A 16,098-nucleotide genomic window follows, 5' to 3' on the forward strand; every position below is an offset into this window, starting at 1 on the left:
AAAGTTACAGCCTATTGCCGTTTTTTTTGAATTATTTTCGGATACGGGTTCCACTGTTCCCGTTGATGGCTGATGCTAAAGTGATTACGACTTCGGACACACCCGCATTCAACGCCTCGAAAGAGTTCTCCAATTTTGGAATCATGCCACCTTGAATCACTCCATCGGCTACATATTGCTTAAATTCCTCCGGCGTTATCTGTGGAATCACGCTGTCATCATCGTCTTCGCTGCGCAGCACACCCTTCTTTTCAAAGCAGAACACCAAAGTTACATCGAACAAACCTGCCAAAGCCTTGGCGGTCTCTCCGGCAATAGTGTCGGCATTCGTATTCAGCATGTGCCCGTCTCCATCGTGTGTCAACGGAGCCATCACGGGAACCACACCCTTATGAATGAGGTCTGCCAAGAAAGCATCATTCACCTGCTTCACATCGCCCACAAACCCATAATCCACCTCCTTCACGGGACGCTTTACCGAACGGATTACATCCATATCGGCTCCCGTCAAGCCCAGTGCATTGACACCACGCGCCTGCAAGCCGGCAACGATATTCTTATTCACCAGTCCGCCATACACCATGGTCACCACCTTCAGCGTTTCGGTATCAGTGATGCGGCGGCCATTCACCATTTTACTTTCAATACCCAGTTGGGCAGCGAGCTTCGTGGCCGAGCGTCCGCCTCCGTGTACCAAGACCTTGTAGCCTTCGATGGCTGCAAAGTCATCCAATAACTTATAGAGGGTGGCTTCCTCTTCTACGATCTTGCCACCCACCTTTATTACAGTCAGTTTCTCCATTTTATTCCAAATAAGTATATCCGTACAGTCCGGAACGGTAATTAGACAAGAATTCCTTCCCTTCTTCCACAGAGATACGCCCTTCCTTGACGGACTGCGTCACCCAAGTTTCCAGCGTACGTACCAGTTTTTTAGGATTATATTGCACGTAATCCAACACCTCAGCCACCGTCTCGCCGTCAATCAGTTGGTCGATGGTGTAGCCTTTGGAATTGACAGACACATGCACGGCATTCGTATCACCAAACAGATTGTGCATATCTCCCAGAATCTCTTGATAAGCTCCGACCAGAAAAACCGCCAGATAGTAGTGTTCCTTGTCGCGCAACGAGTGCAACGGCAGGGTGGTCGTATCGGCACGCGAGCTGACGAAATTGGCAATCTTGCCGTCCGAGTCGCAAGTCATGTCCTGCAAGGTAGCCTCACGGTCGGGTCTTTCATCCAGCCGCTGTATGGGCATGATGGGGAACATCTGGTCGATAGCCCAGGAATCGGGCAATGACTGGAACAGCGAGAAGTTACAGAAATACTTGTCGGCAAGCAGCTTGCTCAACTTGCGGAATTCCTCGGGGCAGTGCTTCATGCCGCTGGCAATGGAGTTGATTTCGCGGCAGATACTCCAGTAGAGTTTCTCTATTTGTGCACGCGTATTCAGGTCGACGATGCCATGGCTGAAAAGGTCGAGTGCCTCTTCGCGTATCTGCTGCGCATCGTGCCAAGGTTCCAGCATACTGCGCTGGCTCAGATTATCCCAGATGTCATACAGTTCCTTCACCAGTTCGTGAGCATCCTCTCCCGGTTCCCAGTCGTCGTCCATTTCGGGCAGGGAAGCCGTTTCCAGCACTTCGAAGATAAGCACGGAGTGATGGGCAGTCAGGCTACGTCCCGTTTCGGTAATGATATTGGGATGAGGGAACCCGTGTTTGTCGGCAACATCAACGAAAGTCGACACCACATCGTTGACATATTCCTGGATGGAATAGTTGACGGAGCTTTCGCTACTTGAAGAGCGTGTACCGTCATAATCAACTCCCATACCGCCACCGGTATCCACGAATTCGATGTTGAAGCCCATCTTGTTCAGCTGCACAAAGAATTGCGAAGCTTCACGCAAAGCATTCTTGATGCGGCGTATCTTGGTTATCTGACTGCCGATATGGAAATGTATCAGCTTCAGACAGTCCTTCATATCTTTTTTCTCCAAGAAGTCCAGCGCTTCGAGCAGTTCACTGGATGTCAGTCCGAACTTGCTGGCATCTCCTCCGCTTTCTTCCCATTTGCCACTTCCACTGGAAGCCAATTTAATGCGAATGCCGATATTAGGTTTCACCTTCAATTGCTTCGCCATCTTGGCAATAAGATTCAACTCATTAAGTTTCTCTACAACAAGAAAAATGCGTTTGCCCATTTTCTGTGCCAACAGTGCCAGTTCAATGAAGCTCTCGTCCTTATATCCGTTACAAACCACGAGGGAACCCGGGTCTGTATTGACCCCTATCACAGCATGCAACTCCGGCTTTGAACCCGCTTCCAGCCCCAGATTGAACTTCTTCCCATGGTTAATCATCTCTTCTACCACGGGACGCATCTGATTCACTTTAATGGGATAGATAATAAAGTTCTCTCCTTTATACCCGTACTCGTCGGCTGCCTGTCTGAAGCAGCAGGACACCTTCTCGATGCGGTTGTCCAGAATATCGGGAAAACGCACCAATACCGGAGCCGCTACATCGCGCAACTGCAACTCGTCCACCAACTCTTTTAAATCGACGGTAACCCCATCCTTACGCGGTGTCACCACAACATGACCTTTGTCATTGATACCAAAGTACGAAGTGCCCCAACCAGTTACGTTGTACAGCTCTTCTGAATCTTCAATACGCCATTTTCTCATCAGTACATTTACTATTAGACTATTTACAATTTACTATTTTCCCACTATAGTGTGTCTTATAAAGGGGGCGACAAAAATACACATAAATCTAATATATCCAGCTCCTCGGACTGAAAAATACACATTTACAAGGGATTAAAGTCCTAAAAGTTGGCGTAACCGTTGCACGGATTCGCTAATCTGGCTGCGGCTTTCCAGATAACCGGCATCAAAGCGATAACGGGCCTGCGAGTAGAAAGGCTCACGCTTATCCAGCGCCTCCACAATGAAGGTGCGCAAATCTTCGTCCGTCTTGCCTTGCAGGATGGGGCGTTGCTGCTTCGCCACCCGGAGCCGGCGGAACAGAATATCGGGGTGTACATCCAGAAACACCGTCTGCCCGCAACCGTTCATATACTCCATATTGTCAAAAAAACAAGGAGTACCGCCACCGGTAGAGACCACGACATCCTCAAATTCCCCTACTTCATGCAGCATGTTTCGCTCCAATTCACGAAAAGAGGCTTCTCCCCGCTCGGTGAACAATTCACGGATTGATTTGTGAAAACGTTCTTCGATGTACCAGTCCAAATCAATGAACGGCACATTCATTTCGCGGGCAAAAGCCTTTCCTAAAGTAGTTTTACCGGCTCCCATGTAGCCGGTCAAGAAAATACGTATCATATCTGCTACGAGTTACAGGTTTCCTGCAAAGGTAGCAATTCCAAGCTGAAAACGCCTCTGTATCAGAGAAAAATTTTGATACGCTTGCTTAAATCTTCGAATTCCTTTTCTCCCGGTTCACCAGTGGGTGTACCGAAGGGCATCTGTGCAATCATCATCCAGTTGTCGGGCAGGTTCCAGGTGCGACGTACCTCGTCGTCAATCAAGGGGTTATAGTGTTGCAGGGAGGCGCCCAACCCCATATCTTCCAGCATAGTCCAGATGGCAAACTGGTGCATAGCGGAGGTGTGCTGTGACCAAGTGGGGAAATTATCCTTATAGGAAGGGAATGTTTCCTGCAGCTTCTTGACTACAGAAGTATCTTCAAAATAGAGCACAGTACCGTGTCCGCTGGCAAAACAGCCGTCAATCTTGGCTTCCGTCTTGGCAAAAGCCTCGGCAGAGATGCGTGCTTTCAGGGTTTCCTTCACGATGTTCCACAATTTTTTATGTTCGTCGCCCAGCAACAATACAATTCTTGTAGACTGTGAATTGAAAGCTGACGGCACATTCTTTACGGCTTCACGAATAATGTGTACTATTTCTTCATCCAGTACTGGCGAATCGCTGCCGATAGAGTAATAACTACGGCGATGCGCCATGGCTTCTGCAAATGTTCTCTTCATTTTTTGTCCTTTCTTTTTTTATTGAGTTTTCTCTTATTTATTTTATATCCGCCATACAAAGAAACAAATGAAAGAGTTAAGTTGTTCGGATTTTCTTTTTTACCTTTGTCCGCAGTTATGAAGAAAGAAAAATATTACGTCGTATGGGCGGGAGTCAGCCCGGGTATCTACACTTCCTGGACAGACTGCCAACTACAGACCAAAGGCTACGAAGGAGCAAAATACAAGTCGTTCGAATCACGCGAGGAAGCGGAAAAAGCCTTTGCCTCTTCGCCGTACGCGTACATCAAGCGGTCGGCCCCTTCTCCTGCCAAGACTATTCCCGGCGCCGACGCTCCCCTTCCTGCCGCCGTCGCAGAAAACAGCCTTGCCGTAGACGCCGCCTGCAGCGGAAATCCCGGTGCCATGGAGTACCGGGGAGTACACGTCGCCAGCCGTCAGGAAATCTTTCACTTCGGGCCGATGTATGGAACCAACAATATCGGCGAATTCCTCGCCATTGTCCACGGACTTGCCTTGTTGAAACAGAAAGGTTTCGACATGCCCATCTACAGTGACAGCGTGAACGCCATCAACTGGATAAAACAGAAAAAATGCAAAACCAAACTGCCGCGCGACGCCAAGACCGAAGAGCTTTTCTGCCTAATAGAACGTGCGGAGAAGTGGTTGCGCGAAAACACCTACACCACCCGCATCCTAAAATGGGAGACAAAGCAATGGGGGGAAATTCCGGCCGACTTCGGAAGGAAGTAAAAAAACGCGGGCACCCCGGATTCTTCATCCGGTTGTGCCCGCGTCAAGAAAATGATGCGGCCGAGCTTATGAATGAATAGCCGCCATCATGTTTTATTTGCTATACGATGCCTTCACGAAAGGAGCATCAAGCAAGTAGTCAAGACTCTGCTTCACACTCTCTTCTACGGGGCAGCTGTATTTCTCAATCTCAGCTACGATGTGGCGCACGCCAGCAGTATCCGTATTCTTGAAGATAGCATCATAACCTACCATACCACTCTGCCCAATCTCGCGGTGATCCTTGATATGGAGCATGGTGAAGCGTCCGGGATACTTGTTGAAGTAATCCACCGGGCTGTTCTGGCCGCGCACTACCCAGTAAACGTCCATCTGGAAGAATACATATTCGGGATTGGTGTGTTGCAGCATGTAGTCCAGCATCAGCTCCTTGTCTTCCACTTTCTGGAATTCATGGGCATGATTGTGGTAACCGTATTTCAAACCGGCAGCCTGGCAGTGCTTGCCCACTTCATTGTAATAGTCGCAGTAGGTCTGCAAGTCTTTCAATGTCTTGGGAACGGAGAGATACGGAGTCACGATATACTCCATACCGGCCTCCTTATGGGCAGCAATGCACTGATCCCACCATTTCAAGGCTTCCGTAAAGTCGCCCGAAGCCAGTTCCTCGTCCGACAACCCGTGGGTAGTGTGCGAAGAAAGCACGGTCATACCGCTCTTTTCCACCATCTGTTTGAACTCCTGGGGAGTCTTGCCGTAGAACTTACCGTCATTGTAGTTGGCGGCCTCCACACTGGTATAGCCCATATCAGCCAAATCCTTCAGAATCTGGTCGAGGTTACTGCCGTCCTTCACCAAGTCTCTTACAGAATAGAGCTGGATGGCTACTTCCTTTTTCGTCGTTTCCGGCGCCGTTTCCGTGCTGTGGCTGCTGCAGCTTGTGGCCATCATGGATAAGCACAGTGCTGACAAAATCATCATATGTTTGATTCTCATAGTACTATCTTTTTAGAAGGAATTAGTCGAGAACCTTTACACGGATGTTGCGGTACCAAACATCGTCGCCATGATCCTGCACACCGATAAAGCCTTCGTGGTTTTCGCCGCCACAGTTATTCAACAGTTCGAAAGCCAAGGGCCACTTCTCTTCGCTGAACTTGCTTGCCTGCAACATTTCAGTCCATTGCTTAGTCCACAAGTGATATTCCAGTACGTTTTCATCGTTCTGTCCGTGAACTACAGTACCTTTGTATACCATAATCTTTGCCTTGTTCCATTCGCCGAAAGGTTTGGCGTTCTGCGGAACAGCCGGTATCATGTCGTACAAGGAAGCAGCCTGACGGTTGTTGTCCTTACCCAGTTTGGCATCCGGATGATTGGCGTTATCCAGCACCTGGAACTCGGGAGCAGAGATATAGATGGGTTCCAACACTTCGTTGCCGTCCTTGTCCTTTGAAGTAACTTCCTGAGCCAGATAGAAGATACCGGAGTTACCACCTTTGGAAATCTTCCATTCCAGTTCCAGCTCAAAGTTCTTGAACTTATGGGCGAAAATCAAGTCACCGCCTTCACCGGTCTGTCCTTCGCCGGTACCGGTTCCACAGAATTTGAGGCAACCATCCTCAATAATCCATCTGGAAGGCACTTTGTCCTTACCGTATCCACGCCATCCGTCCAAGCTCTTTCCATCAAAGATAGTGATATAACCGTCCGCATCAATCGGCAGGTTCAAGCTGTCCGTTTCAGGCGCTTTCAGAGACTTGGAATAAGACAACGCAGTAGTAGTAGGAGCCGCAGCTTCCTCCGTAGCGTTCGATTTTTTTGCACCGCCGCCACAAGAAGCGAGTATACCGCCAATAAGGCAGCAAGCCAAAGGATAATATATTTTCTTCATAATCTGAAAAATTAAATAATTAGTATTCGTTTATGAGCACCGGAAACCAGGTTCCGGTGCTCTTTTTAATGTTTATCTGGGCATATCGGGCAACTTCCAGCCTTCGCGGTAGTTGTGTTTGATGAGCTCTTCTGCAAAAGCCTTGGCATTTACCGGGTCTGTCCATGTCTTGTCGAAGCTCGGATGGCCGTTGTGTATCTTGAAGCCGTCCTTGATGACTGTACGCAATGTCTCGTCGTCGCCGATATTGGTGAAGCGCATGTTGGCTCCGTCCCATTCCAGTGTCTTGTTCAGGCCCTGCAGACGGATGGCCAATACACCCATTGCCACCATTTCGTTCATCGGTCCCGCTTCGGAGAAATCAGACTTAGGCATCACGCGGCTGGAAGGACTTTCCTTACAAGCACGTACCCAATCCATCTCATGACCGCCATTCATAGCCTTCGGCACACGGCGGCAAACCTTCGGTGCATTGGGCACGCGGCCAGAAAGTAACCACGGGTTCTGGCCGTAGCAACCGCAAATCAGCGTATCCTTCGTTCCGTGGAAGATAGTCAGACCGCCACCGCTCTGCATCAGTTGCTTTCCTTCGGGGAAGCCTTTCGGACGGTCGGGCATCATGCCACCATCATACCAGTGAACTTCCACTTCGGGCATAGCCACCTTCGGCATATTTTCACGTGCGGGGAAAGTCAGCTTCACGTGCTGTGCTTGCGGAGCGCAGGCATTGAGCAACAATGTAGACGAACCTTCTACCTTGGTAGGATACAACAACTTCAAAGCTCTGAACGGCTGGTGCAGGATGTGACAAGCCATATCGCCCAAAGCACCCGTACCATAATCCCACCATCCGCGCCAGTTCCAGGGATGATAGATTTCGTTATACGGATTCATCTTGGCAGGACCGGTGAACAAATCCCAGTTCAGAGTTTTGGGAATGCGGTCTTCCTTCTCGGGAACATTCAATCCTTGCGGCCAGATGGGACGGTCGGTAGCACATTCCACCTTTGTCACGTCACCGATTTCGCCGTTCCATATCCACTCGCACACCAAGTCGGTACCTTCGTCCGAAGAACCCTGGTTACCCATCTGAGTAACTACTCCCGTAGAAGCGGCCAGGCGAGTAAGCAGACGGGACTCGTATACGGAGTGCGTCAACGGTTTCTGGCAATATACATGTTTGCCCATCGTCATGGCATCAGCAGTGATGATGGCATGTGTATGGTCGGCCGTAGCGATGATAACGGCATCGATGTCCTTGCCCATCTCATCGTACATCTTACGATAATCCCAATACTTCTTCGCATTGGGAAGCTCATCGAACACACCTTTCGCGTAGCGCCAGTCTACGTCACACAGCGCCACGATATTTTCCGTAGCCTTCACATGATTAATGTTAGTGTGTCCCATACCACCGATACCTACGGCAGCAATGTTCAAACGGTCACTGGGAGGTACGTGTCCGTGACTCTTACCCAAAATGCTGCTTGGAGCAATGGTAAGACCCGCCAAAGCTAAACCTCCGGTCTTAAGAAACTCTCTTCTTGTAAATTTCGACATGGTTCTTTAGATTTTAAAATCGGTTAATATAATTAAGTTTTAAAACACTTCTTATTACAATAGGCATCAGACTACCGTCTTCTTCGGACGGAGCAGTCCGTAACCTTCCTTCATATGCCTCCGGCGCTCCCTGATTTCCGCCAGCGTCTGCAAGTCGCCTATGCCGGGCAGGTCGTGGCGGCGCGCATCCTCCAGGAAGGTCCATCCGTATTGGGAAGCAATGGCCGAGTCTCGCATCTGCGGCAATCTCGGATCGCGTTTCCCGCTCTCGATGGAGTCTGCCATAATGTTGCAGAGCTTGTCCAGGTTCTTTCCGCCAAACGGTTTCTCCAGGCGAAGCGTACGGTTCACGCCGTGAAGTTCCACTACGGCAGTCCGGAAATCATGCGTCATGCGCACGATACCTTTTGTACCGATAATGTCCGTATATGCATTATGAGTCTGGTTTCTGGAGAGTTGTCCGTAGACGAAGCCTTGTGTGACATCGAAGGCGATGCCGTTCTCGAACGTACCGTGGCACTGTACCCACCAAGGGTCCTTGTAGTCCCACATCCGCATGCCTTGGGCATGCCAGGTCTTGTATTCACTGTCGGCATACCAGCGGGCGATGTCTATGTAGTGCATGCCGCAGTCGTGGTAGGCGGGACCCTCATATTCGTGTCCCTCGCCCGGCGCCAATCCCGGAGTCATGTGGCAGATGCGCAAGATAGCCAGTTCACCAATCTCGCCTTCATCGATAAACTGCTTCATAGCCTGGTGATACCAGGAGTTCCGCAGATAAAGGTTGACAGCGGCAATGCGATCATACTTTTCAATCAGGTCCACAATTTCCCATTCCTTATCAATGGTATCGGCAATGGGTTTCTCCGTCAGGATATGCTTATTGCTCCGGACAGCTTTCTCTATTTGTTCTTTTCTGGAATTTGCCAATGCAAAAAGACCAACAGCTTCTACACTCTGGTCATCAAAGATTTCTTGTTCATCGGATATGATTCTGGATGAAGGGGAAAGGTTTCTTGCCAATTCTCGGGAGGCCGGATCGGTATCGCAGATATATGCGATGTCCCATCGACCGCTTTTCTGCATTTCCTCCCAATACATTTGCCCCATTCTGCCGAACCCTATCAAACCAACTTTTATTTTCATGGTAGGCGAATATTAAATATTTACAGTTATAGTATTATCGGGGTCGATTGAATTACATGATTAAGAGTACTTGGACTGATAGTCATAGTAGCTGTCGTCGTAGACGTTGGATATAATTTTTTCATGATATTTGCAATGTTTATGTATGTGTTCTTTGCAAAAATAGGATAATTAGTGATAGAATGGAAGCAAGCAGATATTAAAAAAGCGTAAAAGACAAAAGAACGCCCTTTATTCATCATCGCCTAACAGCCGTGAAACACTCTGCCGGCAGCCGTCAACACCCACCTGCATCATAGATTCTGCGTAAGAAATATAGAAGAGAAAGAAGAATTAATAGGCTGTTTGCAGGAAATTAACTTCCTATTTAGTCATAACAGCCTAGCACAAGCGGGTGGAAGCAAAGTACGCAGAATTTTATTTCTATGAGAGAGACTGCATATCATTCAGTCTCTTATAATAGCCGTTCTTCTCGAGAAGTTCCTCGTGCTTACCACGTTCCACGATTTCACCTTCATAGAGTACACAAATCTCATCCGCATTCTTGATGGTGGAAAGGCGGTGGGCGATGGCAATCGTGGTACGGGTCTTCATTAGCCGTTCCAGAGCCTCCTGCACCAGTCGTTCGCTTTCGGTATCGAGTGCTGAAGTGGCCTCATCGAGTATCAGGATAGGCGGATTCTTCAAGATGGCACGGGCAATACTGATACGCTGGCGCTGTCCGCCGGAAAGCTTGCCGCCACGGTCGCCAATGTTGGTCTGATAACCGAGTTCGGTCTCCATGATGAAGTCGTGGGCATTGGCAATCTTTGCCGCTTCGACCACCTGCTCCATAGTTGCATTTTCCACACCAAAGGCAATGTTGTTGAAGAAGGTGTCATTGAACAGAATGGCCTCTTGGTTCACGTTTCCTATCAACGCACGCAGGTCGTGGATGCGAAAATTCTTAATATTCACACCGTCAATTGTAATCTCACCTAACTGCACATCGTGATAGCGCGGCAGCAAATCCACCAATGTCGACTTGCCGGAACCGGACTGGCCGACAAGTGCAATGGTCTGTCCTTTGGGCACCATCAGATTGACGTGCTTCAACACTTCGCGCTTGCCGTCGTAACTGAAGGAGAGGTCCTTAAATTCAATCCGGTCATTCATCCCGTGCAGCGGCAACGGGTTTACCGGTTCCTTAATGGGATTCTCGGCTTTCAGTATTTTGTCCACACGTTCCATGGATGCCAGACCCTTTGGAATGTTGTATCCTGCCTTTGCAAAGTCTTTCAACGGATTGATGATACTGTACAGAATCACCATATAGAAGATGAACGTTGATGCTTCCATGGAAGTGCCGTCGCCCAGAATAAGCAGACCACCGAACCACAGTACCAATACAATGAGCAGCGTACCGAGGAATTCACTCATCGGATGTGCCAACGACTGACGGATGGCTACCTTGTTGGTTGCATCACGCAGCTCGTCGCTGCATTGCTTAAAACGGTCCACCATCTTGTCTTCGGCTATGAAAGCCTTGATTATACGCAGTCCACCAAGCGTCTCTTCCAATTGCGACATGGTATCACTCCATTTCCCTTGGGCTTCCAACGACTTACGCTTCAGTTTCTTGCCAACTTTTCCCATCAGCCAGCCCATACCCGGCAATACCAGGACAGTAAACAGAGTCAGCTGCCAGCTGGTTACAATCAGAGTGGAAAAATAAAGCAGAATCAAGATCGGATTCTTGAGCAGCATATCCAGTGAACTGGTAATGGAGTTCTCAATTTCGCCTACGTCACCGCTCATACGTGCAATGATGTCCCCTTTCCTTTCTTCAGAGAAAAAGCCGAGCGGCAAGTGCATCACTTTGGAATAGACCATCACGCGGATATCGCGTACCACTCCCGTACGAAGGGGAATCATAATGGCAGAAGAGCCGAAATAGCAGGAGGTCTTCAGCATGGTCATGAAAGCAAGGAAGAGCCCCATGAACAGCAATGTCATCTGTGGCCCGTGTGTCTCAATCATCTGGGTGACGTAGTAATAGAAATTATTCACCGCCACTTCCTTGATGCCTTCGCTCCCCCACTCCATGTACTCGTACACTTTGGTATTCTCCCCCGTTTTGAAGAGGATATTGAGAATAGGAATCAACAATGTGAATGAAAATACGTTGAATATGGCAGACAGTACATTGAGCACGATTGCCCAACCGATATATCTCTTGTAAGGCGACACAAAGCGTCGCATCAGCTGCAGAAATTCCTTCATTGCTTGTAGTTAAGTGAATTATGAGGTCGCAAAGATACAAGAAAACGAGGGAATGGAAAAGGGTTTCAGGTTATTTCTGCCTAAATGCCCACATTCTCTACTTTCTTTTGTGTCCTTGCATACTTCTCCAGCACCATGTACACTCATACATTGTCATCTTAATAATAGCCGGCTCATTTATTTTCCATCTTTACTCCTAACTTCCACACAATTTTCTTCAAACTTCAATATGCCCAAGCAATTATATGAGTAAATAATGAAAAAGATGTACCTTTGCACCCGACTTAACTGAGAACTTTGTTCACCACATGAGAAAAGCTATTATCGCAACCCTATCTGTCCTAATCGTACTTCTGTTCATTGCTTGCAATACCCGAGTGAACTATAATAAGTACCTAATTGCAATTGACTCGCTCATCGTTCAGCAACCGGACACTGCCCTATCTATGCTCGAAGCATTCCCGACAAACAGCCTGCAGACCCAAGCTGACAGTGCTTATTATGGCCTATTAATGACAGAAGCAAGAGATAAGAACTACATTATCCAAACCAATGATTCCCTGATACAATCGGCCCTGACCTACTACAACGGCACAAACGACATAGAAAAGCGGGCAAGGGCCCATTACTATTCCGGCTGCGTCTACCGGGATTCACAGAGAAGAACAGAATCTATGACTCAATACCTCATAGCAAAGCCCTTGGCTGAAAAAGCAGGAGAAAGACGTCTATTAAGTCTTATCTACCTGAATATAGGTTATCTATACTATTCACAAAACCTAAATACACAAGCCGATTCCAGCTATCAATTGGCACAACAAATAGGTATTCAGCTAAAGGACTCTGTTCTTCAAGCAGAAGTTCTGTCACGACGAGGACTCATCCGAATGGAAAAAGGAGAGGAATTCTATCCCGAAGCCGAAAAAATGATGTTGAAGGCACTCGCTATCGTCCAAAAACAGTCCAACATACAATTAAAAGAAAATGTGTTCTCCTCACTATGCCAACTATACAACTGGATGGAAAACGGAGAGAAAGCTATAGAATTCGCCAAACAGAATCTTGGCGTACAGAAAGACCGCACAACATGCTACAAAGCTTTCGAACTACTTGGAAGCGCATATTACCTAATATTGCAATATGATTCTGCCCGCCACTACCTACAAAAATCCCTTTTCACAACAGACTATGCCACCAAAGCCGGGGCTTACATGTATCTAGCAGACATAGCCAAAGAGCAAGGAGACTTAGCTACTTCCTTAGAGATGGAACGCAACTACTCTGCCTATTTGGACAGCATGCAGAAGTCCAGACAGCCCGATGCCATTGTCTGCGCAGAACAAGGGATGCCAAGCAACAAGCAAAACATAATCAGCAAACACACCCATTACTCTATCATAAGTATATCAATAATCACATTAACCCTCATTGTAGCTGTAATCATCCTATCCTATAAGAAAAGAAAGCAAAAGCCCAATAACCGAACCGAAAAAGAAATGCTGTATAAGGCAGGACTTGTTCTGTTCGAACAATCTGAGGTATACAACAAGATGACTCTAATCATCCGCTCTCATAAAGAAAAGGCAGAATCAGAAATAATGCATCAAGGTGACTGGCTACAACTAATTGCAGAAACCAACAAATGTTGGAATAATATTGCCCGGGAACTACAATCAAAATATCACCTGACAGAAGACGAAATCTACTTATGTTGTCTGTACCTGACAAACCTCCCGATAAGCCACTTTTGCCATATATTGAGCTGCGAACGGGATACTATTTACAAAAAGGCAGACCGCATATTAGAAAACAAAATGGGCTTTGCACACAAAGAGATATCTCTTAAGGAAGCTTTAAAAAAGAATCTCCAATCATCTAGCCAATCATAACAATCATTAGCAAGTACAACAATTATACAATATTATACGCCATTATACACCGAAATTATACAATATTATACACTTATCCTGCCGTATTAAACCGACCTTTGCGGCATCAATAATCAAAAAAGTGTATAATGATGAAAAAACTATTGTCTATCTTAATTGCGACATTCTTTTTAAGCAATATTGTGACATACGCACAAAAAGAAAACAATCCTTTTACAGAAATTGCCCTAACCCAAGCAAAAAGAAAAGATCCGATTAGTAAAGGAGATACCCCTATATCTCGTAGTATCATTCAAACCGCCAACGCCTACTTATATAATAACACAGTATGTGTCGACTTCAACGAGGTATTACCTAACGTCACCATAACCCTCATCAATGAATCAACTAGTAAACTCATTCATTCAGAAGCATACAATGAACCCACAAACATTGACATCACTTTGGATGAAGGATACAGTAGTGGTAACTATTTGATTAAAATAGAGTCTGATGAAGTTCTTTTATATGGTTATTTCTCATTATAACAATCATACAACAAACAATACATTATTTAAAAAGATAGAGAGCCATGAAAAAGTTATTCCTATTTATGAGTTGGGTAATGCTTATATTATCCGGTTGTGCCGATGAAGATATCATCGAACGTAATTCCCCGTCATTTCCACAAAGTGTAAATACCCGATCTGCAGGAGATGGTGTATATGATATTTTAGGGTACGGCTATGATATAACTGGGCCATATTTAGATACTAAGTCCAGTCGTGCAATAGTATTTGATACTAATAAACTATTAGAAAAAGGACTGATTACCCCCTACAAACTAGAAGAATCTCGGTTCCGTTACTCTTCAGGGAAAGATGTCATTGATTTTACCACCAACATGTCATCTTCATTACAAATGAGCACCCCCGGCATCCTAAAAGTCATAGGTGGCGCCTCTTTAAATATAGCATTCGGAGGTAATTCTCATTATAATTCTGACTACTCTTTTGCATACTGTACTCAGCAATATATAGATAGCAGATATCGAATTTCAGAAGCTGACATTAATGTTTTAAAGACATGTCTCACAAAACAGTTTATTGAAAGACTCTCTACATATACACCAGAACAAATTGTTGAAGAGTATGGAACTCATGTGTTAAAGGATATATATTTAGGAGCAAAATTCGAAGTGTATTATATGGCTAAATCAACCTCATCATCAAAAAAAGAAAGTATAAACGCTGGGTTAGGCGCTTCACTCTTTAGCCTTTTCAAGATGGATGGAAAATTCCAATATGATGAATCTTTAGCTATAACTAATAAAGAGCAGTCCTTATATTATTTCACAATAGGAGGTGACCCCGCCGTAGGAGTGCAAGGTTCTTTAAATCCAGAAAATTCACCATCAATAGATATAGGTAAATGGATGGCATCAGTAAAATCTTCCACACCGAAATTTATTGATGTCGACAATAATTCACAATCATTTATCCCCATTTATGAATTAGTTACAGACCCCACAAAAAAGCAAACTCTCAAAGCATATATAGACAACTACATAAAGAGTAAAGAAGTATGTTCTATAAGCCTATATCCATCAACTACTGGTACACGTCAAGTCAGCGGACTAGGACATATTAATCAAGGGGCAGGAGTTGCTATCGGTGATATTGATAAAAATGGAAGGCCTGATATGATATTGATGGGAATAGATAATCCTAAAGGAAAGAATAATTTTTGGTATAAAGTCTTATATGATATTGATGAAAATGGATACTATTCAAAAGAATCATCTATTCTTTCAATTTCTGCTGAGGGTTGGGAAAATTCTGGAGGTGATATCGCCCTCTGTGATTTGAATAATAATGGAATATTAGATATGGTTCTTTTATGCACAGACAAGCCCACTACAGCAGGTCGTGCCTACCGATGGTATTACGTAGCTTATGACCTCAAACCTGATGGCCACTATAACTCATTATCTTCGCTAAATACATTAGATGAACTCGGATTTTTTTACGATGGAGCAGGTATTGATATATGTGACATAAATAAAAATGGAACTCCTGATTTATTAATGATGGTCTATGATGCCCCAGAAGGAGAAAATTCATTTCGATATCAAATTGCTTTCGACCTACAATCAAATGGCAACTATTTGAGTCTATCACCCGTATATGAAGTTCCAGGATTAGGTCATGATGGAGATGGAGCAGGAGTTGCAGTTGGTGATATTGACAATAATGGTACATTGGATATCCTATTTATGGCATTAGATGCTCCCTCTGGTAAAGATAAATTCGTATATGAAATACTACCTGATATAGATAAGTATGGTAACTCTTATGCAAAACCTATATATACCCCTCGTTTCCCTGACTCTTTATCACCGTGTGACACTGGACAAGGAGCAGCATGTAGTCTTTATGATTTAGACAATAATGGTTTCTTAGATGCCATTTTTGTTGCTATTGAAAATATTAAAGGGAAAAGTAACTCATGGAAATATGTAACAGGACATAATTTGAATAAACAAGGTGTACCAATGTGTTGGAGATAACTTAATACCCAATTATTGTATA

General features: G+C 45.7%; 13 protein-coding genes. 4 read left to right on the top strand and 9 right to left on the bottom strand.

Annotated features, from left to right (window positions below):
• Nucleotides 1-31 precede the first annotated feature (31 nt).
• The 4 genes from argB to CSD97_RS08720 all read right to left on the bottom strand — a co-directional run bounded on the left by argB (nucleotide 32) and on the right by CSD97_RS08720 (nucleotide 4,024).
• Nucleotides 32-802 (bottom strand): acetylglutamate kinase, encoded by a 771-nt coding sequence (gene argB, locus CSD97_RS08705; RefSeq protein WP_005833745.1) that lies wholly within the window; start codon nucleotides 800-802, stop codon nucleotides 32-34.
• A 1-nt stretch (nucleotide 803) separates the two neighbouring features.
• A complete protein-coding gene (gene speA / locus CSD97_RS08710; protein WP_098032282.1) occupies nucleotides 804-2,696 on the bottom strand; it encodes a biosynthetic arginine decarboxylase in 1,893 nt (630 codons plus the stop codon).
• A gap of 135 nt (nucleotides 2,697-2,831) precedes the next feature.
• A complete protein-coding gene (locus tag CSD97_RS08715) occupies nucleotides 2,832-3,359 on the bottom strand; it encodes a shikimate kinase (protein ID WP_005825881.1) in 528 nt (175 codons plus the stop codon).
• Between the two features lie 62 nt (nucleotides 3,360-3,421).
• Nucleotides 3,422-4,024: a nitroreductase family protein gene (locus CSD97_RS08720; protein ID WP_005833749.1), complete on the bottom strand. Its 603-nt coding sequence runs from the start codon at nucleotides 4,022-4,024 to the stop codon at nucleotides 3,422-3,424.
• A 117-nt stretch (nucleotides 4,025-4,141) separates the two neighbouring features.
• Between CSD97_RS08720 and CSD97_RS08725 the strand changes: the two genes are divergently transcribed.
• Nucleotides 4,142-4,777 carry a ribonuclease H family protein gene (locus CSD97_RS08725; RefSeq protein WP_005833751.1) on the top strand — a complete coding sequence of 212 codons (636 nt, stop codon included), beginning with the start codon at nucleotides 4,142-4,144 and terminating at the stop codon, nucleotides 4,775-4,777.
• 93 nt (nucleotides 4,778-4,870) lie between these two features.
• Here the strand turns inward: CSD97_RS08725 and CSD97_RS08730 are convergent, their stop codons facing one another.
• The 5 genes from CSD97_RS08730 to CSD97_RS08750 all read right to left on the bottom strand — a co-directional run bounded on the left by CSD97_RS08730 (nucleotide 4,871) and on the right by CSD97_RS08750 (nucleotide 11,639).
• Nucleotides 4,871-5,773 carry a sugar phosphate isomerase/epimerase gene (locus tag CSD97_RS08730; RefSeq protein WP_005833753.1) on the bottom strand — a complete coding sequence of 301 codons (903 nt, stop codon included), beginning with the start codon at nucleotides 5,771-5,773 and terminating at the stop codon, nucleotides 4,871-4,873.
• A gap of 22 nt (nucleotides 5,774-5,795) precedes the next feature.
• Nucleotides 5,796-6,671, bottom strand: coding sequence for a DUF1080 domain-containing protein (locus CSD97_RS08735; protein ID WP_005833755.1), 876 nt, complete (start codon nucleotides 6,669-6,671; stop codon nucleotides 5,796-5,798).
• A 72-nt stretch (nucleotides 6,672-6,743) separates the two neighbouring features.
• Nucleotides 6,744-8,231, bottom strand: coding sequence for a Gfo/Idh/MocA family oxidoreductase (locus CSD97_RS08740; protein ID WP_005825899.1), 1,488 nt, complete (start codon nucleotides 8,229-8,231; stop codon nucleotides 6,744-6,746).
• Between the two features lie 66 nt (nucleotides 8,232-8,297).
• Complete coding sequence (locus CSD97_RS08745) at nucleotides 8,298-9,377, bottom strand: Gfo/Idh/MocA family oxidoreductase (RefSeq protein WP_005833758.1); 1,080 nt, start codon at nucleotides 9,375-9,377, stop codon at nucleotides 8,298-8,300.
• Nucleotides 9,378-9,800: 423 nt separating this feature from the next.
• A complete protein-coding gene (locus CSD97_RS08750) occupies nucleotides 9,801-11,639 on the bottom strand; it encodes an ABC transporter ATP-binding protein (RefSeq protein ID WP_005833760.1) in 1,839 nt (612 codons plus the stop codon).
• Nucleotides 11,640-11,947: 308 nt separating this feature from the next.
• Here CSD97_RS08750 and CSD97_RS08755 point away from each other — a divergent pair, with 308 nt between their 5' ends.
• The 3 genes from CSD97_RS08755 (at nucleotide 11,948) to CSD97_RS08765 (ending at nucleotide 16,076) form a co-directional block, all read left to right on the top strand.
• The gene (locus CSD97_RS08755) at nucleotides 11,948-13,528 is read left to right on the top strand and encodes a hypothetical protein (RefSeq protein WP_005825907.1); all 1,581 of its coding nucleotides are present in this window, start codon (nucleotides 11,948-11,950) and stop codon (nucleotides 13,526-13,528) included.
• 128 nt (nucleotides 13,529-13,656) lie between these two features.
• On the top strand, nucleotides 13,657-14,055 hold the full coding sequence (locus CSD97_RS08760; protein ID WP_005825909.1) for a DUF3244 domain-containing protein: 399 nt from the start codon (nucleotides 13,657-13,659) through the stop codon (nucleotides 14,053-14,055).
• A gap of 44 nt (nucleotides 14,056-14,099) precedes the next feature.
• The gene (locus CSD97_RS08765) at nucleotides 14,100-16,076 is read left to right on the top strand and encodes an MAC/perforin domain-containing protein (protein ID WP_022401847.1); all 1,977 of its coding nucleotides are present in this window, start codon (nucleotides 14,100-14,102) and stop codon (nucleotides 16,074-16,076) included.
• The last annotated feature ends 22 nt before the right edge of the window (nucleotides 16,077-16,098 follow it).

This window comes from Bacteroides sp. AR29 (assembly GCF_900217715.1).
In the GTDB taxonomy this organism is placed as follows: domain Bacteria; phylum Bacteroidota; class Bacteroidia; order Bacteroidales; family Bacteroidaceae; genus Bacteroides; species Bacteroides uniformis.